This is a genomic window from Aquitalea aquatilis (assembly GCF_005155025.1).
Classification (GTDB): Bacteria; Pseudomonadota; Gammaproteobacteria; order Burkholderiales; family Chromobacteriaceae; genus Aquitalea; species Aquitalea aquatilis.
This window is the reverse complement of record NZ_CP039731.1, coordinates 2,744,777-2,768,299: the sequence shown is the minus strand read 5'-3', so window position 1 is coordinate 2,768,299 and position 23,523 is coordinate 2,744,777. Positions and strand designations below refer to the sequence as shown.

The following is a 23,523-nucleotide window of genomic DNA, read 5'->3' as shown; positions in this document are numbered from 1 at the left end:
TAATAAAAAAAGAGCCGCAGCAGCGGCTCTTTTTTATTGCAGCAAGCAGGGCATCACATCACCAGTTTCGCACCCACTACCGCCAGCATCACCGCCAGCGCCGGTCGCAGCCAGGCATCGGTCAGGCGACGGGTGAGCTTGCTACCCAGCCAGATACCCGGCAGCGAGCCCATCAGCAGATTCAGCAGCAGCATGTAGTTCAGGTTACCCATGCTGGCATGACCCAGGCCGGCGACCAGGGTCAGCGGTACCGCATGGGCGATTTCCGTGCCGACCAGGCGGGTGGTGGGCAGGGCCGGATAAAGCAGGAACAAGGCCAGCGTGCCCAGCGCGCCAGCACCGATGGAGCTGAGGGTAACCAGCACACCCAGACCAACGCCGATCAGGACGGTAGGCAGCGGCTTCAGTACAAATTCGGCCGGCGGGTGTCCCTGCGGATTGATCAGCTTGATCAGGCGGGGCTTGAGCAGGATGGAAGCAGCCGTCAGCAGCAGAGCCACACCCAGCACCAGCTTGAACACCGAGTCCAGCGCATGGCTGGACAGGTGCAGCCAGGACAGCAGGCCCAGCGTCAGCAGCGAAGCGGGCACACTGCCAGCAGCCAGCCAGGCTGTCAGCTTCCAGTCGACATGCTTTTGCTTGTGATGGACGAACACGCCACCGGCCTTGGTCAGGGCGGCGTACAGCAGATCGGTACCGACGGCTGTTGCTGGCGAAATGCCAAACCACAGCAGGATTGGGGTCATCAGGGAACCACCCCCTACCCCGGTCAGCCCGACGATAAAGCCCACCACCAGACCAGCTACTGCGTATCCCAACTCCATGACAGCTCCAGACTAAGTTCTGGCGCTATCCTACTGCACACAACATATAACCAACTAGATTGTTTGATTTAATCAATATTCGATATAAATCTATGATGTGTCATAGCCAGTACTGGCCGGCAATTCAGCAGCAAATCTGCTAAAAATAACCATAGCTAGTGAAGACTGTCGCGGCAAACACACAACATTTTGCGTATTGCGCGACGTTTCAGACTTTACAAATGTTTGAAATACAGTCAAGTTTTAATGGTTGGCACAACCGACCGCATGTGATGTACCCAATCTGGAGGTGCAAGGATGATTTCCCGTATTCCTCTCAGTGTCCGCCGCAAGCAGGCACGCGACCAGCATGAAAGTTTTCTTTACGCGGTGGCAAAGCCGCAGTTGAGCGACACCGAACGCTGCCGGCAACAGAAAGTCCGCCAGCGCGCCCATGACCGTGACGACGCCCGCTTCATGGCGGAGCGCAGCGAAGACGATCTGTTCTAGCGCGGCCACGCAGTCTCACCGACCTCTGTCAAAGCGCCACTCTCTTGGCGCTTACTACCTTTTCTGTCGTCAAAATTCCTCGTTTTCTGCTGGCTGCTGCCCTTTTGCAGCAGCATTTGCAGCGTCTTTATAGTTTCTTTACCCCCCCTCTTGGCTTTTTATCAGGTTTTTGACATCCGATTGCGTACCTTTCACTGGCACATATCGCCTCGTAAAGGAAATGCAAAATGGATTTGGTCTATCTGGGCCTGACTCTGGGATTCACTGCGCTGACGCTTGCTTTCGTGCGGCTCTGCCAGCACGCGGAGGGCAAATAGCCATGAACCTGTTCTACTTCATCAGCGCCCTGCTGGCCCTGGGGCTGCTGGCCTACCTGCTGTACGCCCTGTTCAAACCGGAGAATTTCTGACATGAGCACACCTGCCATTCTCCAACTCGGTTTGTTCCTGCTGGTTTTGCTGGCACTGGCCTGGCCATTGTCCAGCTGGATTACCCGCATCATGCGGGGTGAAAACCCCGGTCCGCTGCGCTTGGTCGCGCCATTGGAAAAACTGCTCTACCGCCTGGCAGGCATTCGCCAGGAAGAGGAAATGGGCTGGAAGTCCTACGCCATTTCCCTGCTGGTTTTCAATCTGCTGGGGGTACTCGCCGTATATGGGCTACAGCGTCTGCAAGGCGCGCTGCCTTTCAATCCGCAAGCCATGGCGGCGGTTACGCCTGATTCCTCCTTCAACACCGCCATTTCCTTTGTCACCAATACCAACTGGCAAGGCTATGGCGGCGAAACCACCATGAGCTATCTGACCCAGATGCTGGGCCTGACGGTACAGAATTTCCTGTCGGCGGCGACTGGCGCAGCCGTGGTGATTGCCTTGATTCGTAGCTTTGCCCGTCACAGCTCGGCTAGGATAGGTAATTTCTGGGTCGATGTGACCCGCTTCACCCTGTATGTCCTCGCCCCCTTGTCACTGCTGCTGGCACTGGGTCTGACCCAGCAGGGCGTCATTCAGAACCTGCTGCCTTACCAGACAGCCCATACCGTGGAAGTCAGCCACTTCCAGCAGGCCAAGGTCGATGCCAAGGGTAATCCGGTCAACGGCAAGGATGGCAAACCCGTCATGGTTGATAGCCAAACCCAGCAGCAGACCCTGCCGATGGGCCCGGTCGCCTCGCAGGAAGCCATCAAGATGCTGGGCACCAACGGTGGTGGTTTCTTCAATGCCAACTCGGCCCACCCTTATGAAAACCCCACGCCACTGGCCAACTTCCTGCAAGACCTGGCCATCTTCCTGATTCCGGCGGCCTTGTGCTTTGTCTTTGGCCGCATGGTGGGCGATCGCCGTCAGGGCTGGGCCATTCTGGCCGCCATGCTGGTGATGTTTGCCACCGCCGTGGTGGTGGAAACCCGCGCCGAACAAACCGGTGTGCCGCAACTGAGCGCCATGGGCGTCGACCAGCAGGCCAGCAGCCTGCAAGCCGGCGGCAATATGGAAGGCAAGGAAAGCCGCTTCGGCATCATCGACACTGCGCTGTTTACCGTGGTCACCACCTCGGCTTCCTGCGGTGCGGTGAACGCCATGCATGACTCGCTCACCCCGATTGGCGGCATGGTGCCAACCTTCCTGATGCAGCTGGGTGAAGTGGTATTCGGCGGTGTGGGCTCCGGCCTGTACGGCATGCTGGTGTTTGCCATTCTGGCGGTGTTTATTGCCGGCCTGATGGTGGGGCGCACACCGGAGTATCTGGGCAAGAAGATTGAAACCTACGAAATGAAAATGACCGCCATCACCATTCTGGTGACGCCGATCCTGGTGCTGGTGCTGACCGCCATTGCGGTGAGTGTGGATGCCGGCAAGGCTGGCATTGCCAACCCCGGTGCGCATGGTTTCAGCGAAATCCTCTACGCCTTTACCTCGGCCGCCAACAATAACGGCAGCGCCTTTGCCGGCCTGTCCGCCAACACCCCCTTCTACAACATCATGACCGCCATCGCCATGTTCTTTGGCCGCTTCCTGATGATTGTGCCCATCCTGGCCATTGCCGGTTCGCTGTCTGCCAAGAAACGCCTGGCTGTCAACAGCGGCACCCTGCCCACCCGCGGCCCACTGTTCGTGGTGTTGCTGATCGGCACGGTGTTGCTGGTGGGAGCGCTCAACTACGTCCCGGCGCTGGCGCTGGGACCAGTGGTAGAGCATCTGCAAATGGTGAGCGGACATTAATCCTGAGCGTGGATACGCAACAGGATCAAGGAAAACAATATGAACGATCGCAATCATTCCACTGTGTCGGCTGCCGCCAACAGCGCTGCCAGCCAGCACAGCAAACCGGGCAAGGGCATGTTTGACCCGGCCCTGATCAAACCGGCCATCATCGACTCTTTCAGGAAACTGTCGCCACGTACCCAATGGCGCAATCCGGTGATGTTTGTGGTGTATGTAGGCAGCATCCTCACCACCGCGCTGTGGCTGCAGGCGCTGGCCGGCAAGGGCGAGGCCGCACCCGGCTTCATTCTGGCCATCGCGCTGTGGCTATGGTTTACCGTGCTGTTTGCCAACTTTGCCGAAGCACTGGCCGAGGGCCGCAGCAAGGCCCAGGCCGCCAGCCTGCGCTCGGCCAAGAAAAACGTGGTGGCCAAGAAGCTGTCCGGCCCGCGCCGCGAAGCCGGTATCACCATCGTGGATGGCCACAGCCTGAAAAAGGGCGACATCGTGCTGGTGGAAGCCGGCGATGTCATCCCGGTGGACGGCGAAGTCATCGATGGCGTGGCCTCGGTGGACGAATCGGCCATCACTGGCGAATCGGCCCCGGTGATTCGCGAATCCGGCGGTGACTTTTCCTCGGTCACCGGCGGCACCCGCGTGCTGTCGGACTGGATCGTGGTGAAAATCACCACCAATCCGGGGGAAACCTTCCTCGACCGCATGATTGCCATGGTGGAAGGCGCCAAACGCCAGAAAACCCCGAATGAAATCGCCCTGACCATCTTGCTGGTGGCACTGACCATCGTGTTCCTGATCGTCACCGTCACCCTGCTACCCTACTCGCTGTTCAGCGTGGATGCGGCCAAGGCTGGCTTGCCCATCAGCATCACCACCCTGGTGGCACTGCTGGTCTGCCTGATTCCCACCACCATCGGTGGCTTGCTGTCCGCCATTGGCGTGGCTGGCATGAGCCGCATGATGGGGGCCAATGTCATCGCCACTTCCGGCCGCGCCGTGGAAGCGGCAGGCGACGTGGACGTGCTGCTGCTGGACAAGACCGGCACCATCACCCTGGGCAACCGTCAGGCTGCGCTGTTCATCCCGGCTCCGGGCGTCAGCGAACAGCAACTGGCCGATGCCGCACAGCTGGCCTCGCTGGCCGACGAAACGCCGGAAGGCCGCAGCATCGTGGTACTGGCCAAGCAGAAATTCGCCCTGCGCGAACGTGCACTGGCCAGCCACGAAGCCACCTTCATCCCGTTTACCGCGCAAACCCGCATGAGCGGCATCGACTACGATGGCCGGCAGATCCGCAAGGGCGCCACCGACGCCATTCGCCGTCATATCGCCGAGCAAGGCGGTGTCTTCCCCGACGCGCTGGGCAAGAGCGCCGATGAAGTGGCCCGCCGTGGCTCGACTCCACTGCTGGTGGCCGAAGGCAATCGCGCACTGGGGGTGATCGAGCTGAAGGACATCGTCAAGGGCGGCATCAAGGAGCGCTTTGCCGAGCTGCGCCAGATGGGCATCAAGACCATCATGATCACCGGCGACAACCCGCTGACCGCCGCCGCCATTGCCGCCGAAGCCGGCGTGGACGACTTCCTGGCCGAAGCCACGCCGGAAGCCAAACTCAAGCTGATCCGTAGCCATCAGGCCGAAGGCAAGCTGGTCGCCATGACCGGCGACGGCACCAACGATGCACCGGCGCTGGCCCAGGCCGACGTGGCCGTGGCCATGAACACCGGCACCCAGGCGGCAAAAGAGGCCGGCAATATGGTGGATCTGGACTCCAACCCCACCAAGCTGATCGAAATCGTGGAAATCGGCAAACAGATGCTGATGACCCGTGGCTCGCTCACCACCTTCTCCATCGCCAACGATGTGGCCAAGTATTTCGCCATCATCCCGGCAGCCTTTGCCAGCACCTATCCGCAGCTCAATGCGCTGAACGTGATGGGCCTGAACAGCCCGGCCTCGGCCATCATGTCGGCAGTGGTGTTCAATGCGCTGATCATCGTGGTGCTGATTCCGCTGGCCCTCAAAGGGGTGAAATACCACGCCAAAAGCGCAGCCGAACTGCTGCGCGGCAATTTGCTGATCTACGGCCTGGGCGGCCTGCTGCTGCCCTTTGCCGGCATCAAGCTGATCGACATGCTGCTGGGCAGCCTGGGCCTGGTGTAAGCCGACCCGCCCGAACAAGGAACTCATCATGCTCAAGACTTTGCGACCCGCACTGCTGCTGTTTGCCACCCTGTCCTTGCTGACCGGCCTGGCCTATCCACTGCTGACCACGGCCCTGGCCCAGGCGCTGTTTCCGCAGCAGGCCAATGGCAGCCTGATCGAAAAAAATGGCCAGATCATCGGCTCCCGCCTGATCGGTCAGAACTTTAGCGCTGACAAGTATTTCTGGGGCCGGCCATCAGCCACCAGCCCCATGGCCTACAATGCCGGCAGCTCCGGCGGCTCCAACCTCGGCCCCACCAACAAGGCCCAGCTGGATGCGGTAAAGGCTAATCTCGACCACCTGCGCCAGGCTCACCCCACGCAAACGGCCACCGTACCGGTTGATCTGGTGACTGCCTCGGCCAGTGGCCTGGACCCGGACATATCGGTCGCTGCCGCCTATTACCAGCTGGACCGTGTCGCCCGCGCACGCAGCATGCCGCTGGCTCGCCTGCACCAACTGGTGGATGATCACATCATTGGCGAAACCTTTGGCCTGTTGGGTGAACCCCGGGTCAATGTGCTGGAACTGAATCTGGCGCTGGATGCGGTCAAGTAAACCCGCCAGCCGTTTGATCTGCGCATCCGGCCCCGGCCGGATGCGCCCCCCATGACGCCCTGACGCCCTGCCCTTCACCGGCAGGGCATGATGCTGTACCGCCATAGACGGACTGAACATGACGGATATCCGCCCGGACCCCGATGCCCTGCTGGATGAACTGAAGCAGGGAGAACTGGCTGCACAGCGCGGCCGCCTGAAAATTTTCTTTGGTGCCTGTGCCGGCGTAGGCAAGACCTATGCCATGCTCAGCGCCGCCCGCGTGCGCCAGCAAGAAGGCTGCAAGGTGCTGGTGGGCGTGGTGGAAACCCATGGCCGCAAGGAAACCGAAGCCCAGCTGCAAGAGCTGAAAGTACTGCCACCCACCCAGATCGCATACAAGGGCCGCAGCCTGGCCGAGTTTGATCTGGACAGCGCGCTGGCACGCCAGCCGCAACTGATCCTGATGGATGAATTCGCCCACTCCAATGTCCCCGGTTCGCGCCACAGCAAGCGCTGGCAGGACGTGGAAGAACTGCTGGCCGCCGGCATCGATGTCTATACCACGCTGAATGTGCAGCACCTGGAAAGTCTCAATGATGTGGTGGGCCAGATCACCGGCATCGTGGTGCGCGAAACCCTGCCCGATCACGTCTTTGATCAGGCAGAAGAAGTATCGCTGGTCGACCTGCCACCGGACGAGCTGCTGGCCCGCCTGGCTGCCGGCAAGGTGTATATGGCCCATCAGGCCGAGCGTGCGGTGAAAAACTTCTTCCGCAAGGGCAATCTGCTGGCCTTGCGCGAACTGGCCTTGCGCCGCACCGCCGACCGCGTGGATGCGCAAATGCGCGCCTACCGCGCCGACCAGTCGATCAAGCCGGTGTGGCATGCCCGCGAACGGCTGCTGATCTGCGTCGGGCATGGTCCCGGTACCGAAAAGCTGGTGCGCAGCGGCAAACGGCTGGCCGCCAGCCTGGATGCCGACTGGATTGCCGTCTTCGTGGAAACACCCGAACTGCAAGGCCTGTCGGAAACCAAGCGCAGCCGCATCATGAAAGGCCTGAAGCTGGCGCAGGAGCTGGGCGCGGAAACCACTGTGCTGGGTGGCAGCGATCTGGCCGCCACCCTGCTGGCCTATGCCCGCAGCCGCAATGTGTCCAAGCTGGTGGTGGGCAAATCCGCCGGCAGCAAGCTGCAACGACTGTGGCGACGGCCATTGCTGGAGCAGCTGTCGTTACAGGCCAATGATGTCGATGTCTATGTGGTGGCCCACGAACTGGAAGATGAACAGCCACAGACACGCGACGGCTTCAACAGCCTGCTGTTTGGCGAGGCCAGCCGCCAGCAACAGCGTCACGGCTATCTGGCAGCCCTGCTGGCCTGCTTGCTGACCACCGGCCTCGCCAGCCTGCTCACGCCGTATTTCGAACCATCCAATGTGGTGATGGTGTATCTGCTGGGGGTGGTGCTGGTGGCCGTGCGCTTTGGCCGTGGCCCCGGGGTACTGGCGTCCTTGCTGGCGGTGGCCACCTTCGATTTCTTTTTCGTGCCGCCGCGCATGTCGTTTTCGGTATCGGATACCCAATACCTGCTGACCTTTGCCGTGATGTTTGCCGTCGCCCTCATCATCAGCCAGCTGGCCGCACGGCTGCGCTTCGAGGCCACCATTGCCACCTATCGCGAGCGCCGCACCCGAGCCCTGTATGATCTGGGGCGCGAGCTGGCCGGTGCGCTGACGGCCAACCAGATCATCGATACTGCAGTCAGCCGCCTTCAGCCACTATTCAATGCCAGCATCGTGCTGTTCACCCCCAATAGCAACGAAGAACTGCGCGCTGAAAACGACAGCCATGCCCAGGCCGATCCGGGCGTGGCGCAGTGGGTGTATGACAAGCAGCAGCCTGCCGGCCTCGGCACCCAGACCCTGCCGGCCAATACCATGCTGTATCTGCCGCTGAAAGCACCCATGCGCAATCGCGGCGTGCTGGCCGTACTGCCCGAGCAGCTCGATCAGGTTTTCCTGCCCGAACAGCAACGCCTGCTGGAAACCTGCGCCGCCCAGATCGCCCTGGCGCTGGAGCGCGTGCATTATGTCGAAGTGGCCCAGGATGCCATCGTCGCCATGGAGTCCGAACGCCTGCGCAATAGCGTGCTGGCGGTGATTTCGCACGATCTGCGCACCCCGCTCACCACCCTGGTGGGCTTGTCCAGCATCCTGGCCACTGGCCAGGTCGATGCCGCCAAGCAGGCCGACATCGCCCAGTCGATCCAGGAAGAATCGCTGCGCATGAACCATCTGGTCACCAATCTGCTGGACATGGCCAAGCTGCAGTCCGGCGTACAGCTGAACCGGGAATGGCAGCTGCTGGACGACGTGGTGGGCAGCGCGGTGCGCGCCTGCCAGCGCAGCCTGCAGCAGCACCAACTACAGATCGAACTGCCCAGCGGGCTGCCGGTACTGGAATACGACGCGGTGCTGATCGAACGGGTATTGGTGAACTTGCTGGAAAATGCCGCCAAATATACTCTGCCCGGCAGTCATATCACGCTCAGTGCCAGCTGTGAGGGCGCTACAATGCGTGTTTGCGTGCAGGACGACGGGCCGGGCCTACCACCTGGCCAGGAACAAAAACTGTTCGACAAATTCAGCCGTGGCAACAGCGAATCCACCACGCCGGGCGTGGGACTGGGGCTGGCCATCTGTCGCAGCATTGTCGAAGCCCACGGCGGCACCATCCAGGCGGCCAATCTCCGGCCACATGGTGCAGCTTTCAGCTTCACCCTGCCGGTGCGCGCCATGCCGGCCCTGCCCGGCGAAGAGGAGATCAAACCATGAGCGACAACCCAGTCAAACTGGTGGTCATCGAGGACGAAAAACCGATCCGCCGCTTTCTGGCCTCGGCGCTGGATGGCGACAACTGGGTGGTGCACCAGGCGGAAAACGGCAAGCAGGGCCTGATCGAAGTGGCCACCCGCAAACCGGACATGGTGATACTGGACCTGGGCCTGCCGGACATGAACGGCATCGATGTCATCCGTCAACTGCGCGAATGGACCGACCTGCCCATCCTGGTGCTGTCTGCCCGCACCCAGGAAGCCGAAAAAGTGCTGGCCCTGGACGCCGGCGCCGACGACTACCTGACCAAGCCCTTTGGCGTGGCCGAATGCATGGCGCGCATCCGCGTATTGCTGCGGCGGCGTGGCAATGGCAGCGCAGCCCCGGCCCAGACTTTTGCCTTTGGCGATATCAAGGTTGATCTGGTGGCGCGCACCGTGCACAAGGGCGAAGCCATGGTGCACCTCACGCCCATCGAATATCGCCTGCTGACCACGCTGATCCGCAATGCCGGCAAGGTCATCACCCACCGCGAGCTGCTGCTGGCGGTATGGGGGCCATCCTTCTCCGAACACAACCAGTACCTGCGCGTCTACATGGGTCATCTACGGCAAAAACTGGAAGACAATCCGGCCATGCCGCAGCACATCCTGACCGAAACCGGCGTCGGCTACCGCCTGCTGGAAAGCTGAAGCCGCAGGCGGATGATCCGCCCTGCGGGCGGCTGCGGCCACCGCACATGACCGGCAGACAGCACGCCAAAACCAAGGCTGCGCGCCGCAAAATGCATTTTACGACGACCCCACTCTCCCATCCGGCATAGCCTGGAAATTTCCAGCCAAATGGATAGTCCATTTCCCGGCTAGTGAATCAGAAATCGGCTATTTCTGGCCGCCTTCCCACATTTGTAGACTGCTCTCCCACCAACATCGCCAAGCGCTGCATCAGCACGCCTGGCCTGTGCTTCACGCCTGGCCACACGGCAGCGCGTGCATCCATACGGGAGAGACCTTGAAACGCTTCGCCATTGCCGGCATCCAGATGTCGGTTTCCGCCTTCGAAGAAAACATCACGCGCATGGGGCATTACGTCGCCCATGTCAAACACCGCTTTCCCTGGGTCGACATGGTGCTGTTTTCCGAGCTGGCCGCTTACGGCCCCAGCCCGCTGAAAGCGGAGGCCATGCCGGGCGATGCCGAGCAGCGGCTGTGCGAGATCGCGGCCCAGCACGGCATCTGGCTGATTCCGGGTTCCTTGTTCGAACTGCGCAATGGCCATGTTTTCAACACCAGCCCGGTGATCAATCCGCAAGGCGAGGTCATCGCCCGCTTCAGCAAGCTGTTTCCCTTCCTGCCCTACGAAAAAGGCATTACCGCCGGCGACCAGTTCGTGGTGTTCGACGTGCCCGATGCCGGGCGTATCGGCATCTCCATCTGCTACGACATGTGGTTCCCGGAAACCACCCGCACGCTGGCCGCCATGGGCGCAGAGGTGATCCTGCACCCCACCATGACCGACACCATAGACCGCGAGGTGGAACTGGCCATCGCCCGTGCCTCCGCCGTCACCAACCAGGTGTATTTCCTCGACATCAACGGGGTGGGTGATGGCGGTGTCGGCCGCTCCATCCTGGTGGATCCTGCCGGCTACGTGCTGCATCAGGCGGGCAATGGCCCGGAAATCATCCCGGTGGAAATCGACTTCGACAAGGTCAGACGTGAACGCGAACGCGGCCTGCGTGGCCTGGGCCAGCCGCTCAAGAGCTTCCGCGACCGGCGCTGCGACTTCCCGGTGTACCAGCGCGACAGCGGCCTGGACAGCTATCTATACCAGCTGGGCCCACTGACCAAACCGGAAGACCACCATCAGGGTGAATTGTCCGGCCCGGGCGGCCCGATGGCGGAAATCAAGGCCGACAGCGACGCACTGGCCGCCAGCCAGAGCCAGGAATGAAAGATCACACCCTGGTATCAGGCTGGCTGCGCTACTGCCGCCAATGGCTGCTGGCCTGGCTGCAAGCAGCTCAGCAGCAGACACCGAAACCCCCACCGCGAGCCGCTCAGGGAGAGCACCCCATGCAAAAAGTCAGCAATATTTCCGATCTGCGTCTGCTGTTTCACCGCAATGAACGGCCGATCTACTTCATCAGCGCCACCAACTTCAACCTGCTGGGCATAGACCAGTGGGTCAACCGCTTCAAATACATCAACTACATCGACTGCTTCGACGGCCGCCATCCCAATGTCTTCGTGCCGCCGCAACTCCCGCATGAAGAATTCCAGTCCATCGAGGACATCAACAACTATCTGCTGCAGCACAAGGATGTGGTGGATTACGTCGAGCGCGCCGGCGGCCGCCCGGTGGCGGTGTTTCTGATGTTCGATGCCGAAACCGAACGGCTGTGCGAGGAGCTGGGCATTGAAGTGTGGTTCCCCAGCGCCGCCTTGCGTGAACGCTGTGACAACAAGATGGAAACCGTGCGCATCGGCAACAAGGCCGGTGTGCCATCGGTCCCCAATGCCCTGTGCAAGGTGGACAGCTATGCCCATCTGCGTGAGATTGCCGCAGCACATGGTCTGGGCGAACAGCTGGTGGTGCAGACTGCCTTTGGCGATTCCGGCCATACCACCTTCTTCATCTCCAGCGAAAGCGACTTCGACCGGCATGCCGAGGAAATCATCCAGGACCCGGAAGTCAAGATCATGAAGCGCATCAACTGCCGGGGCGCCACGCTGGAAGCCTGTGCCACCCGCAGCGGCACGCTGGTCGGCCCCTTGCTGACCGAGGTCGTCGGCGAGGCAGAACTGACCCCCTATCGCGGCGGCTGGTGCGGCAATGAAATCTTCCCCGGTGCCTTCAGCGAGGAAGTCCGTGCCAAGGCACGCGACATGGCTTACCGCTTCGGTAACCAACTGATGGCCGAGGGCTATCGCGGCTACTTTGACCTGGACTTCCTCATCGACAAGGACACCGACGAGGTCTATCTGGGCGAACTGAATCCGCGTATCTGCGGTGCCAGCCCGATGACCAACCACGCCGCCTTCGCCTATGCCGATGTCCCGCTCTTCCTGTTCCATCTGCTGGAATTTTCCGGCATCGAGTTCGAACTGGACGTGGAGGAACTCAACGCGCGCTGGGCCAATCCGGCCTTCATCGACAGCTGGAGCCAGCTGGTGATCAAGCATACGGCCAACAATGTGGACATCATCACCCATGCTCCAGCCACCGGCATCTATCGCATGGCAGACGATGGCTCGGTGTCCTACCACCGCTTCGACTACAAGCGTCAGGACATCGAATCGGAAAACGAGGCTTTCTTCCTGCGCATCAGCGGGCCGGGTGACTACCGTTATGAAGGTGCCGACCTGGGCATCCTGATCACCCGTGGCCGCTCCATGACAGACGACTTCGCCCTCAACGAGCGCGCACGAAACTGGATCACCGGCATCAAGAAATACTATGCCGCCAAGCCCATCATGGCCGTGCACGAAGAGCAAGTCCCCGCCCCTGGTGCCTTCAAGATCCTATAATCCGCTCAGCGCCACCCTGGCCGCCGTCGGCAAGAGGGTGGCGGCCATCAACCTAGTGAGACACATGCGCTGTACATTCGAAGCAATCCGGGAAGACACGCCGGGAGCGCGCTGGCAAGGGCTGTTTCAGCTGCGCTGGCCGGCTTATCAGCAATGGTTTTTGCGCGATGGCCATCGTGCCCGGCCCTCGTATCTGGCTGGCCGGCGGGCGCTGCGCCAGCACATGCCCGAGCTGGCCGGGCTGTATCAACAACTATGCGAACTGGCCGGTGGCGGCGATCTGGAAGCGCGTTTTCTGTCGCAATGGTGTCCGCCATCGTATATTTCCGGCTGCTCGCAAGCGGTATGGATCGATCCCTACGGCGTAGCAGGCCCCTTGCTGGCACGCAATTACGACTACGCTCCGGCCCTGCTGGAAGGCAGCTGGTTGTCCACACGCTGGCTGGGCCGCCAGGTGCTGGCAATGAGCGACTGCCTGTGGGGTGCGCTGGATGGCATCAACGAGGACGGGCTGGCGGCCTCGCTGTCCTTTGGTGGCCGCACCGCCGTTGGCGAGGGCTTCGGTATTCCGCTGGTGATGCGCTATCTGCTGGAAACCGCCAGCACCACCGCAGAAGCCGTGGCCATCCTGCAGCGCCTGCCGGTGCACATGACCTACAACATCAGCCTGCTGGACAAGCACAGCCACTGGGCAACGGTATTCGTCGCCCCGGACCGGCCCACCGAAGTAGTCAGCCGCACCGCAGTAGCCAACCATCAACACGGGGTGGAATGGCAGGCCCATGCCCGTGCCACCTTGTCGGAAGAGCGGGAATGGATGCTGAGCCAGGGCGTGCGCAAGGCGGAAAGCGCCGATGACGTACTGCGTACCCTGCTGCGGCCGCCACTGTTCCAGACCGCCTATGGCCGTGGTTATGGCACGCTCTACACCGCGGCCTACCATCCGCAAACCCTGACCGCCGAACTGCTGTGGCCAGACATGCGCTGGTCACAGTACTGCCTGGATGTGCAGGAAGGCGTACTGAACATGCGCTTCGACGCCAATCACGGCGGCTAGTCACTCGGTAGCCAGTCCACAAGCCGCCCGGCTGGTCTGGGCGGCTGCGCACACCCCGCTGGCATTCTTTACGCTGAGCGCAGATGACAATTTCGCTCACTGTCATAAATTGGTCATCATTTTCAAACAAAGCCTGTGGCAGACTGTACCCCGGTTTTTACAACACTTAAGTTCAGCTGTTGTTACTTGACATGATTAAGTCAGCGCTGTGACACCGAGGAATGCCATCATGAACGCCGCCAAGAAAATCCGCCGTTTTATCGAAGAAAACAAGGATCATGAGCAAGTCCAGGTATTGAAGGACCTGGCCGCCGCACTGGAAATGGGCCGGCCCTTTGACTTGGGTACGCTATACCAGATCGATATGCGCTATTTCGAAGTGGCATTGGATCTGCTGAAAGACTGGCGCTTCGATCACCATATTGCCGCCCGCAGCAAACTGCTGGAACAACTGCTCACCGAAATCGCCCCCGACCTGCGTGTGGATGACAGCAGCACCCCGGCCGCAGCCAGTACAGACAAACCGGCCGCCGAGATCGCCGCACCAGAGGCAGAACAGCCGGCCGCCAGCGAAGCCGTCGCCGCCAAACCCGCGCGCAGCCGGCGCAAGAACAGCCCCGCTGCCTGAGTAGCACAGGACTAAAGCTGCAAACAATCTCGCAGATGCCCCCGGCCAGGGCGTGCCGACGCCGACACGACAAGTCGTACGGCAAGGAGGCGCACCCCAGCAGCAGGGCGGCTATCGTTAGCGAGTCTTAGCCGCAGACATCAGCCAGCCGCGCCGGCTGGCTGACCAGGAAGTTACCCTCGCCCTGCAGGCTGACGATGCGGGCATTGCGCCGTGTCTCCCAGCCATCCACCGGATATTGCCTGGCCCAGGCACACATCAGCTGTCGGTCCTGCCGGCTCATGTTCAGCCCGTAACGCTGATGCATGTACAAGGTGATGCGGGCCGCACGCCCACGCACCTCTTCACGCGGCTGAACCCGCTTGCCGGCAAAATCGACTACGGTGCCGCACTGGCCGTAGATGCGGGTCGGTTGTTTGGCCCAGGCACCATAGGACAGATTGCTGCGATCGGCATTCACCTCGCCCACTGCCGGCACCAGATTGTTCAGGTCACCTTCCGCCAGCCGGTAAACCTCATCATTGCTCGAGCAATTCTTGCGGCCGCCCTGCTGCCAACACTGGCGCTGGTGGCCCAGCACCCAGGCCGGCACCACGTGTTCCCACTCGATGCGACGGGCGCGTTCCGGGTTCTTGCGCGGCACATAACCGCAGGACAACCAGTCCACCGCCTTGCCCTCGTAAGCACAGCCGCAATAAAAATCCTCCTGCATGCCGGCAAACACCTTGGGCAGCACACGCTTGGCCCCGTTAAAATCGCGATGGCCCACCGCCTTGTCACCCCGCACCAGCGCAGACAGCACCACCTTGCCCTGTTGCCCACCCACCGGCCCTGCCGCCTGGCCACTGGCACCCTCCAGCTGCCGCATCACGGTTTCGCCCAACTGGGCCAGCGCCTTCACCTCACGCGGCAGCTTGACGCCACCGTCCCGGTCGCAGCCGCACAATGCCAGCAGCAACAAGCCATAAAACAGTTTTTGCATTTCTACCGTGCCACCACCGCGTGCGATCACGCCGGGTCGACTCCTGTACTTTGGGGAGGGGCACTATAACCGCCGCCGCCGCATTTTCAAACAGGGCAGAGCAAGCGGCAAACAGCGTGGGCGGGCCTGACTGCGTTACAATTCCGCCACCGGGCAGCGTCGCCCGGCTTTCACAGCAGGTAGAGCATGTCGAGAAAACCGCGCCTTCGTTCCGGCACCGGCGTCACCATGCATGATGTCGGTCTGGCTGCCGGCGTCAGCGCCATTACCGTTTCCCGCGCCTTGCACTCGCCAGAGCGGGTCACACCGGCCCTGCGTGAAAAAATCCTGCAGGTGGTCGAACAACTGGGCTATGTACCCAACCGCTCGGCCCGCCAGCTGGCATCAGCCCGCTCGCACACCGTACTGGTGCTGATCCCCTCGCTGAGCAATACCGTATTCATCGACGCGCTGGCCGGCATCGAATCGGTGCTGCAGCCGGCCGGCTACCAGATGCTGATCGGCAATACCCATTACAGCGACAGCGAAGAGCTGGCGCTGCTGCGCGCCTATCTGCAACACAGCCCGGACGGTTTGCTGGTCACCGGGCTGCAGCAGGCCGAAGCATTCAGCCGCATTGTCGAGGAACGCCAGTTACCAGCGGTGTACATGATGGATCTGAGTGACGATGGCAGGCCCTGTGTCGGGCTGTCGCAGGAAGCAGCCGGTGCCGCCATGACCCGCCATCTGCTGCAACGCGGCAGACGGCGCATCGCCTATCTGGCTGCCCAGCTGGACGAGCGGGTGCTGAAGCGGCTGCAAGGCTACCGGCTGGAACTGTCAGCTGCCGGCTGCCATGATCCGGCGCTGGAATGGCTGAACCCGGCACCGTCCAGCATGCAGTTGGGCGCGGACATGCTCGATCAGCTGCTGGCCGCCCATCCCGACTGCGACGCCGTATTCTGCTGCAATGACGACCTGGCCATCGGTGCCATTGCCCGTTGCCAGCAGCGCGGCATTGCTGTTCCCGCACAACTGGCCATTGGCGGCTTCAACGATTTGCAGGCCGCAGCCTGGACCACCCCGGCACTGAGCACCATCGCCACCCCACGCTTTGCCATCGGCGAAGCCGCTGCCCGTCTGCTGCTGCAACAGCTGCAGGGACAGCACGACGATACTGGCAGCCGCTGCCTGGATCTGGGCTTCCAGCTACAACAGCGCGGCAGTACCTGAGCACAGCTGCTGTGGTGGCTTGCCCACAGTAGCGCCCCCGCTGGCAAACCGCCCCAGACCATCCACGCCAGCAAACCAAACCCTTGATTCACATACGCTTTCAGCAACAGCCAATTGCGTGACGCGCCAGCCGTGCGCTGACCGGCAACGCATGCGCTGGCAAAGCGGCCATGTTCTGCTGCCATGCAGCATGAAAAGACATTGCCGTCGCAAATTTGTTAGCGCTAACATTTCGCACTCACCGCTTCGGCGGTTTTCTTTCACCGCAATATGTTAGCGCTAACATGAAAATTCCCAATATCGTGGTCATGGGGGTGGCCGGCTGTGGCAAAAGCAGCCTGGGCCTGGCTCTGGCCAATGCGCTCCATGCCAGCTACATCGAAGGCGACAGCTATCACCCGGCGCAGAATATTGCGCGCATGTCGGCCGGCATCCCGCTGACCGATGCCGACCGGGCCAGCTGGCTGGACCTGCTGGCACAGCGGCTGGCCAGCGGGGTGGCCCAGGGCGAAGCCATGGTGCTGGCTTGCTCGGCACTCAAGCGTCGCTACCGCGATACGCTGCGCCGGGGCGATCCGGAGCTGCTGTTTGTGCATCTTGCTGGCAGCAAAGCACTGATTGCCGAACGCATGGCCGCCCGCAGCGCCCATTTCATGCCCGGCACCCTGCTGGACAGCCAGTTCCGCGATCTGGAAGAACCCGCTGGCGATGAAAGCTTTATCCGCTGTGATGTCAGCCAGCCAGTGGACAGCCTGTTACAGCAGCTGCTGCAACAGCTGGTGCAAGACCAATAACAACACATCCCTACCAAGGAGAATTCAGGTGACAACACAACACACCATGGCCATGCCGCAACGTCGCTGGCGCATAGGCGGCCTGCTGGGCATTGGCGTACTGGTCAATTATTTCGACCGCATCAGCCTGTCGGTGGCCGCACCGCAGCTGCAACAGGAATTTCACCTGTCCAACAGTGATCTGGGCCTGCTGTTCAGTGCCTTTTTCTGGACCTATGCGCTACTGCAGATTCCGACCGGCATGATTCTGGACCGGTTTGGCGTGACCCGGGTGGGCCGCTGGGGGGCATTGCTGTGGGGGGTGGCCTCCACCCTGACCGCCTGTGCCGGCGGCTTTGGCGGTATTTTCGTGGCGCGTGCCCTGCTGGGTGTGGCCGAGGCACCAGGCTTTCCGGTCAGCGCCAAGGCCACCGGCTACTGGTTTCCGCGCCGTGAGCGCGCCATGGCGACGGCAGTTTTCGATGCTGCGGCCAAGTTTTCCAATGTGATTGGCGTGCCACTGGTGGCGCTGACCGTGGTGCATCTGGGCTGGCGCTGGGGTTTTGGCCTGACCGCACTACTCAGCGTGGCTTACTTCATCGCCTTTACCCTGATCTATCGCGACCCTAGCCAGGACAGCAAGCTGTCGGCCGCCGAATACCGCCATATCGTGGAGGGGGGAGCCACAGCGGAAGGAGTGGGCCAGAGCGGATCGCTGGCCATGCTGGCTTACCTGTTGCGGCAACGCAAGGTATGGGGGCTGTCCATCGGCTTTGCCGCCTATGGCTATGTGTTCTATCTGTTTCTCACCTGGCTGCCCGGCTATCTGGTGCAGACCATGCATATGAGCATTCTGAAATCGGCCAGCTATGCCGCCATTCCGTGGATATTCGCCACCCTGTCGGACCTGCTGGTAGGCGGCTGGCTGATCGACCACCTGATTGCCCGTGGCCACGATGAAACCCGCGTGCGCAAAGGCGTGTTGCTGGGCGGCATGCTGCTGGGGCTGGCGGTTTTCGGTGCCACCACCACCAGCGACCCGGTCATCGCCATCATCTGGATCACCATCGCGCTCAGCGGGCTGGCGGCTGCCGCACCGGTGGGCTGGTCGCTGCCCTCGCTGATTGCACCGCATGGCGGCACCGGCACGGTGGGCGGCATCATGAACTTCGCCAACAATATGATGGGTGCGGTAGCCCCCATCGTCACCGGCTATATCGTGGGCAGCACCCACTCCTTTACCAATGCCTTTCTGGTCGCCGGGGTGATGCTGATCATCGGCATGCTGGCCTTTGTCTTCCTGCTGGGACGTATCGAAGCCATTGCAGAACCGCCGGCAGCACGCGCCAGTCGCTGAGGAAGCAGTCGCAACAGCAATGACAAGGCCCGCGAGCAGCGGGCCTTGTTTCGACAGAAGCCTTTCGCGATAAAAGGGGGTATCAGTCCAAGGGCTGCAGCAGTTTTACCTCAACCGGTGCGGCCAGCTTGTCCGCCACCCACTCGCGGTAAGCCAGATAATGCGCGGCGGCCCGATGCGCCTCGACCGCCGCCATATCCTGATAAGCCTCGAACACATGCAGCACATCGGGCTGATCCGCCGGCTGCAATACCTGGTATTGCTGGCAGCCAGCCTCCTGCCGGCTGGCTTGCTGCATGTCGCGCATGGCGGCACCCACCGCGGCAGTACACTCCGGCTTGCATTGCAAGGTGGCAAAGATGAATACACTCATGACGATTCCTTGTGCTGACTGCGGCCTCGGGCCGGAACAGGCGTATCTTACGCTGTGATCCGGCCGTGCAGTCACGGCCATGAGTGTGTGCGCAATGCCTCCAGCAGTAATTCGGCCACCCGTGCGGTGGAGGCCGGGTTCTGACCGCTGATCACACGCTGGTCCACCAGCGCGAACGGGTCCCATGGTTCTGGTGCCTTGTGATAGCGGGCACCCCGTTTGACCAGCTCGTTTTCCGGCAGAAAAGGCAGCTGCCCGGCCAGCCCGGATAGCCGTTCCTCGGTATTGGAAAAACAGCTCATCTGCTTGCCTTCAACCAGCAGGCTGCCATCGTCCAGCCGGATATTCAGCAAGCCGGCCACGCCGTGACAAACCGCACACACCACGCCACCCTGCTGGTAGATCTCGCGGGCTATGGCTTGCAGCGCGGCATTGTCCGGAAAATCCCACACCGCACCATGGCCGCCGGCGAAATAAATGGCGGCATAGTCTTGCGGACGCACCGCGGCGGGCTGCAGCGTGCTGCCCAGCCGGTTCATGAAGCTCTTGTTCTGATACCACTCCCAATCCAGCTCGTCGGCCAATGCCAGGCTGAGCGGATCTATCGGCGTGTAACCACCACGCGGACTGACGATGTCCACGGTATAGCGCGCAGCCTCTACCCGACTGACAAAATGGACGGCCTCCCCCAGCCATAGCCCACAGGCCCTGGCGCTTTGCGGGTATTTTTCAAAACTGCTTACCACCATCAAGATCTTTTTCATGACTGCGTCCTTTGCCGGCTTGCCACCTGCCCTGCGCACCGCTATTGACTTAGTAAACAATTTAAACTGTAGTAAATGAAAAGTAGCACTCAGGCAGAGTAGGAGATCACGCAAGGCTGGACAAGTGCGCAAACTCCGCCAGCCTTGCCTATTCCTATGCATTTTGCCGCTTAGCACCGCGTGCAAACAGCATCTCACCAAAACAGGCAGTTGGGCAGGCAGCAGGCTGCCCGGCAGCGCCGCTATCGTGTTGGCCGAGATAAGGGGAATGATGATGACTGCGAACAAGGCAATCGATCTGGCCACCCATATATTGCAACAGGCAGCGCAAGCAGGCTGGCACCCCAGCCGGCTGGATGGCGTCAGCCTGCTGCGCCAGGACAGTAACAGCCCCCCCACTCCGGTATTGCATGAAGCCAGCGTGGTGATCGTGGCTCAGGGCTGCCAGCGCGGCTATCTGGGTGAGCAGGTGCTGAGTGTCGATCCCGGGCATTGCCTGGTGGTCGCCACCCCCATGCAGTTCGAATGCGATACCAGCCTGCAGCAAGACGAACACCTGCTGGCACTGGTCATCCGCATCGACCCCAGCCTGGTAGACCAGCTACTGCGGCTGATGGATGACCCGCCCCAGCACAAAACCAGCGGCAAACCACAGGGCATGCTGCTTTGTCCCATGACGCCAGCGCTGCAGGACGCAGCGCGGCGCTTGTTGCACAGCCTGCAGCAGGAGCAGGAAAGCCGGGTGCTGGGGCCGGGCATCGTGCGGGAAATCCTCTACCGCATCCTGCTGGCCGATGCCGGACAAACCCTGCGGGCCTTGTTTGCCCGCCATGGGCGGCTGCGCCAGATACAACGCAGCATCGAACACATCCACCGCCATTACGCCTTGCCGCTCAGCGTGGCCCTGCTGGCCGAACTGGCCGGTATGAGCAGCAGCGCCTTTCATGAAAGCTTCAAGGCCGTCACCGGCTATGCCCCCATCCAGTATCTGAAAAACACCCGCCTGCATCAGGCACGCCATTTATTGCTGCAGGATGGCCACAATATCAGCCAGGCCGCTTATGCCGTGGGCTATGCCAGCCCTTCGCAGTTCAGCCGCGAGTTCAAGCGCCTGTTCGGCCTGCCGCCACGTGAGGAAATCCAGCGCCTGGCCATGGCAACGGACGGCTAGGCTGGCTGGGGCCGGCCACGCCGCATGGCTGGCAAAGCCCCGGTGACGCTGGTATCGTTGGCAGGCACATTTGATGCACTGCACAAGCAGCACAAAACGGGAGAAACAGAAGATGAAACAACGCGAGATCGTGGTACTGAGCGCGGTACGCTCCGCCATTGGCACCTTTGGCGGCGCACTCAGCCACCTGGAGCCGGCCGAACTGGGCGGCCTGGTCATGAAGGAAGCCATTGCCCGCTCCGGCGTGGCTGCCGAACACATCCACCATGTCACCGTGGGCAATTGCATTCCCACCGAAGCCCGTTACGCCTATGTAGCACGGCTGGCCTCCATCGCCGCCGGTCTGCCGATGGAATCGGTGGCCATGGCGGTAAACCGCCTGTGCGGCTCCGGCCTGCAAGCCGTGGTATCCAGCGCCCAGGCCATCATGCTGGGCGACTGTGATTACGCCATCGGCGGCGGGGTGGAAGTCATGTCGCGCGGCGGCTATCTGCTGCCGCAACTGCGCAGCGGTGCGCGCATGGGCAATGCCACCGCCATCGACATGATGACCGCCGCACTGACCGACCCCTTCGGCGTCGGCCACATGGGCATCACGGCGGAAAACCTGGTCGACAAATGGCAGCTGACGCGCGAAGAGCAGGATGCCTTCGCCCTTGCCTCGCAGCAGCGTGCCGCCGCAGCCATCGCGGATGGCCGTTTCGTTTCGCAGATCGTCCCCATCGTCACCCAGACCCGCAAGGGCGAAGTGGTATTCGATACCGATGAACATCCGCGCGCCACCACGCTGGATGCGCTGGCCAAGATGAAACCTGCCTTCAAGAAAGATGGCTCGGTCACCGCCGGCAACGCTTCCGGCATCAATGACGGCGCAGCCTTCCTGGTGCTGGCTGCAGCCGATGCCGCCGCAGCCGCCGGCCAGCAGCCGCTGGCCCGTATCGTGTCTTATGCCGTGTGTGGCGTGCCCAATCACATCATGGGCGAAGGCCCGATTCCGGCCACCCAGGCAGCACTGCAGCGTGCCGGGCTTAGCCTGGACCAGATCGACGTGATCGAATCCAACGAAGCCTTTGCCGCCCAGTCGCTGGCGGTGAGCAAGGCACTGGGCCTGCCTGCCGACAAGACCAACCCCAATGGCGGGGCCATTGCGCTGGGGCATCCGGTGGGTGCCAGCGGCGGCGTGATCGCCACCAAGGCGCTGTACGAACTGCAGCGCATCAAGGGCCGCTATGCCATCGCCACCATGTGTATCGGCGGTGGCCAGGGTATTGCGGTGATTTTCGAACGGCTGTAAATCAGCGCTTTTCGCCGCCCGCACACCGCCCGCTTGCCGGGCGGTTTTGCATTGCCGGCTGTCTGCTCTGGCACAAATGCGATCAACATAAAAGCTGTCAATACCGGATTACCGTATAAAATGACAGGAGATCAGCCTGAGCTGACCGGGTAGCCACGGCCGTCCACCCTTCCCTGTTCCAACCCACATCACTGGCCCTGCCGCCAGAAAGTTGCCATGGCGATGAAAACACTTGGCTTGCTGTTGCTGCTTGCGTTGGGACTGGGGCTGGCACAAGCGGCCCCGCCGCAGGCGCTGAGCTGGGATGGCCCGCGTGATGGCCCGGCCCGCCAGAGTGGCGTGCACAAGGTCACCTTCATCGCCCAGGATTTGCGCAATGGTGGCATAGGCGGCAGTTATCGCGGTTTTGCCAGTGCCGCCCGGCTGCTGGGCTGGCAAATACAGGTGCTGGATGCGCAGGGCAGCACTATTTTGCTGCGCAAGGGATTTGCCGAAGCGATGGCCTCGCGCAGCGACGGCATCATTCTGGGAGGTTTTCAGGCCAGTGATCTGGCAGCCGAAGTCGCCGCCGCGCAGCGTGCCCGCATCGTGCTGGTGGGCTGGCATGCCGCCGCCCAGCCCGGCGTGGTGCCGGGGCTGTTTTTCAATGTCAGCAGCGACCCGCTGGCCGTGGCGCGCCGCGCCGCCGAGCATGTCATCCAGGACAGTCGTGGCAAGGCTGGCGTGGTGATTTTCAATGACGAACGCTTTGACATTGCCAACGCCAAAACCCGCTTCATGCAAGAGCTGATCCAGCACTGCAGCGGCTGCCAGATGCTGGAAGTGCAAAACCTGCCGCTCAACCATGCCGACCAGCGCATGGATGCCGTGGTGAAGGAGCTGAACCAGCGTCATGGCCGGCGCTGGACCCACACCCTGGCCATCAACGATGTCTATTTCGACGAGATGAACTACCCCTTGCTGCATGCCGGCCGTGGCGACGTGCGCAATGTGTCAGCCGGCGACGGCTCCAGCAAGGCCATCAACCGCATCCGCGCCGGGCTGTCACAGCAACTGGCAACCGTGGCCGAACCGCTGGGTGCACAGGGCTGGCAGCTGGCGGATGAAATGAACCGGGCCTTTGCCGGTGCCAAGCCCAGTGGCTATATCAGCAAGCCGATACTGGTGACCCGCGACTTGCTGCAACAGCTGGGCAATCAGGATATCGACGCCAGCCTGCCCTACCAGCAGGCTTACCGGGCCATCTGGTTCCCCCGCTGAGCAGGCAGCCG

At 61.7% G+C, this 23,523-nt stretch carries 21 protein-coding genes; 17 read left to right on the top strand and 4 right to left on the bottom strand.

The window, feature by feature from the left end; all coding sequences use genetic code 11:
* Positions 1-53 precede the first annotated feature (53 nt).
* Positions 54-824: a sulfite exporter TauE/SafE family protein gene (locus tag FAZ30_RS12945; RefSeq protein ID WP_124644251.1), complete on the bottom strand. Its 771-nt coding sequence runs from the start codon at positions 822-824 to the stop codon at positions 54-56.
* Between the two features lie 297 nt (positions 825-1,121).
* Between FAZ30_RS12945 and FAZ30_RS12940 the strand changes: the two genes are divergently transcribed.
* The 11 genes from FAZ30_RS12940 to FAZ30_RS12890 all read left to right on the top strand — a co-directional run bounded on the left by FAZ30_RS12940 (position 1,122) and on the right by FAZ30_RS12890 (position 14,326).
* A complete protein-coding gene (locus FAZ30_RS12940) occupies positions 1,122-1,313 on the top strand; it encodes a hypothetical protein (RefSeq protein WP_059285177.1) in 192 nt (63 codons plus the stop codon).
* Positions 1,314-1,632: 319 nt separating this feature from the next.
* Positions 1,633-1,722, top strand: a complete 90-nt coding sequence (gene kdpF / locus FAZ30_RS12935; RefSeq protein WP_110312961.1) for a K(+)-transporting ATPase subunit F — start codon at positions 1,633-1,635, stop codon at positions 1,720-1,722.
* Between the two features lies 1 nt (position 1,723).
* Complete coding sequence (kdpA, locus tag FAZ30_RS12930) at positions 1,724-3,532, top strand: potassium-transporting ATPase subunit KdpA (RefSeq protein WP_137009559.1); 1,809 nt, start codon at positions 1,724-1,726, stop codon at positions 3,530-3,532.
* Positions 3,533-3,571: 39 nt separating this feature from the next.
* Complete coding sequence (kdpB, locus tag FAZ30_RS12925) at positions 3,572-5,695, top strand: potassium-transporting ATPase subunit KdpB (protein WP_137009558.1); 2,124 nt, start codon at positions 3,572-3,574, stop codon at positions 5,693-5,695.
* Positions 5,696-5,723: 28 nt separating this feature from the next.
* Positions 5,724-6,296 carry a potassium-transporting ATPase subunit KdpC gene (kdpC, locus tag FAZ30_RS12920; protein WP_137009557.1) on the top strand — a complete coding sequence of 191 codons (573 nt, stop codon included), beginning with the start codon at positions 5,724-5,726 and terminating at the stop codon, positions 6,294-6,296.
* 118 nt (positions 6,297-6,414) lie between these two features.
* Positions 6,415-9,111, top strand: coding sequence for a DUF4118 domain-containing protein (locus FAZ30_RS12915; RefSeq protein WP_137009556.1), 2,697 nt, complete (start codon positions 6,415-6,417; stop codon positions 9,109-9,111).
* Complete coding sequence (locus FAZ30_RS12910) at positions 9,108-9,803, top strand: response regulator (RefSeq protein ID WP_137009555.1); 696 nt, start codon at positions 9,108-9,110, stop codon at positions 9,801-9,803. Before FAZ30_RS12915 ends, FAZ30_RS12910 begins: the two co-directional genes overlap by 4 nt.
* 319 nt (positions 9,804-10,122) lie before the next feature.
* A complete protein-coding gene (locus FAZ30_RS12905) occupies positions 10,123-11,064 on the top strand; it encodes a carbon-nitrogen hydrolase family protein (RefSeq protein ID WP_205676599.1) in 942 nt (313 codons plus the stop codon).
* Positions 11,061-12,641, top strand: a complete 1,581-nt coding sequence (locus FAZ30_RS12900) for a biotin carboxylase (protein WP_205676598.1) — start codon at positions 11,061-11,063, stop codon at positions 12,639-12,641. The genes FAZ30_RS12905 and FAZ30_RS12900 overlap by 4 nt, the downstream gene beginning before the upstream one ends.
* 64 nt (positions 12,642-12,705) lie before the next feature.
* On the top strand, positions 12,706-13,698 hold the full coding sequence (locus FAZ30_RS12895) for a C45 family autoproteolytic acyltransferase/hydrolase (protein ID WP_124644257.1): 993 nt from the start codon (positions 12,706-12,708) through the stop codon (positions 13,696-13,698).
* Between the two features lie 229 nt (positions 13,699-13,927).
* Positions 13,928-14,326, top strand: a complete 399-nt coding sequence (locus FAZ30_RS12890) for a hypothetical protein (RefSeq protein ID WP_137009554.1) — start codon at positions 13,928-13,930, stop codon at positions 14,324-14,326.
* A 127-nt stretch (positions 14,327-14,453) separates the two neighbouring features.
* Here the strand turns inward: FAZ30_RS12890 and FAZ30_RS12885 are convergent, their stop codons facing one another.
* Positions 14,454-15,338: an endonuclease gene (locus FAZ30_RS12885; protein ID WP_246043356.1), complete on the bottom strand. Its 885-nt coding sequence runs from the start codon at positions 15,336-15,338 to the stop codon at positions 14,454-14,456.
* Positions 15,339-15,494: 156 nt separating this feature from the next.
* On the opposite strand from FAZ30_RS12885, the gene gntR reads away from it, so the two are divergent.
* From gntR to FAZ30_RS12870, 3 genes are all read left to right on the top strand, one after another.
* The gene (gene gntR, locus FAZ30_RS12880; protein ID WP_137009553.1) at positions 15,495-16,520 is read left to right on the top strand and encodes an HTH-type transcriptional regulator GntR; all 1,026 of its coding nucleotides are present in this window, start codon (positions 15,495-15,497) and stop codon (positions 16,518-16,520) included.
* Between the two features lie 284 nt (positions 16,521-16,804).
* Positions 16,805-17,314, top strand: a complete 510-nt coding sequence (locus FAZ30_RS12875; RefSeq protein WP_137009552.1) for a gluconokinase — start codon at positions 16,805-16,807, stop codon at positions 17,312-17,314.
* A gap of 28 nt (positions 17,315-17,342) precedes the next feature.
* Positions 17,343-18,650, top strand: coding sequence for an MFS transporter (locus tag FAZ30_RS12870; protein ID WP_205676597.1), 1,308 nt, complete (start codon positions 17,343-17,345; stop codon positions 18,648-18,650).
* Between the two features lie 82 nt (positions 18,651-18,732).
* Here the strand turns inward: FAZ30_RS12870 and FAZ30_RS20415 are convergent, their stop codons facing one another.
* Both FAZ30_RS20415 and FAZ30_RS12860 read right to left on the bottom strand, forming a co-directional pair.
* Positions 18,733-19,023 carry a putative quinol monooxygenase gene (locus FAZ30_RS20415; protein ID WP_168190840.1) on the bottom strand — a complete coding sequence of 97 codons (291 nt, stop codon included), beginning with the start codon at positions 19,021-19,023 and terminating at the stop codon, positions 18,733-18,735.
* A 71-nt stretch (positions 19,024-19,094) separates the two neighbouring features.
* Positions 19,095-19,787 (bottom strand): type 1 glutamine amidotransferase domain-containing protein, encoded by a 693-nt coding sequence (locus FAZ30_RS12860; protein WP_137009550.1) that lies wholly within the window; start codon positions 19,785-19,787, stop codon positions 19,095-19,097.
* A 268-nt stretch (positions 19,788-20,055) separates the two neighbouring features.
* Between FAZ30_RS12860 and FAZ30_RS12855 the strand changes: the two genes are divergently transcribed.
* From FAZ30_RS12855 to FAZ30_RS12845, 3 genes are all read left to right on the top strand, one after another.
* Entirely contained in the window at positions 20,056-20,958 is a 903-nt protein-coding gene (locus tag FAZ30_RS12855; RefSeq protein ID WP_124644263.1) for an AraC family transcriptional regulator, read from the top strand.
* 112 nt (positions 20,959-21,070) lie between these two features.
* On the top strand, positions 21,071-22,252 hold the full coding sequence (locus FAZ30_RS12850; protein WP_124644264.1) for an acetyl-CoA C-acyltransferase family protein: 1,182 nt from the start codon (positions 21,071-21,073) through the stop codon (positions 22,250-22,252).
* 216 nt (positions 22,253-22,468) lie between these two features.
* Positions 22,469-23,512 carry a substrate-binding domain-containing protein gene (locus FAZ30_RS12845; RefSeq protein WP_199731033.1) on the top strand — a complete coding sequence of 348 codons (1,044 nt, stop codon included), beginning with the start codon at positions 22,469-22,471 and terminating at the stop codon, positions 23,510-23,512.
* The last annotated feature ends 11 nt before the right edge of the window (positions 23,513-23,523 follow it).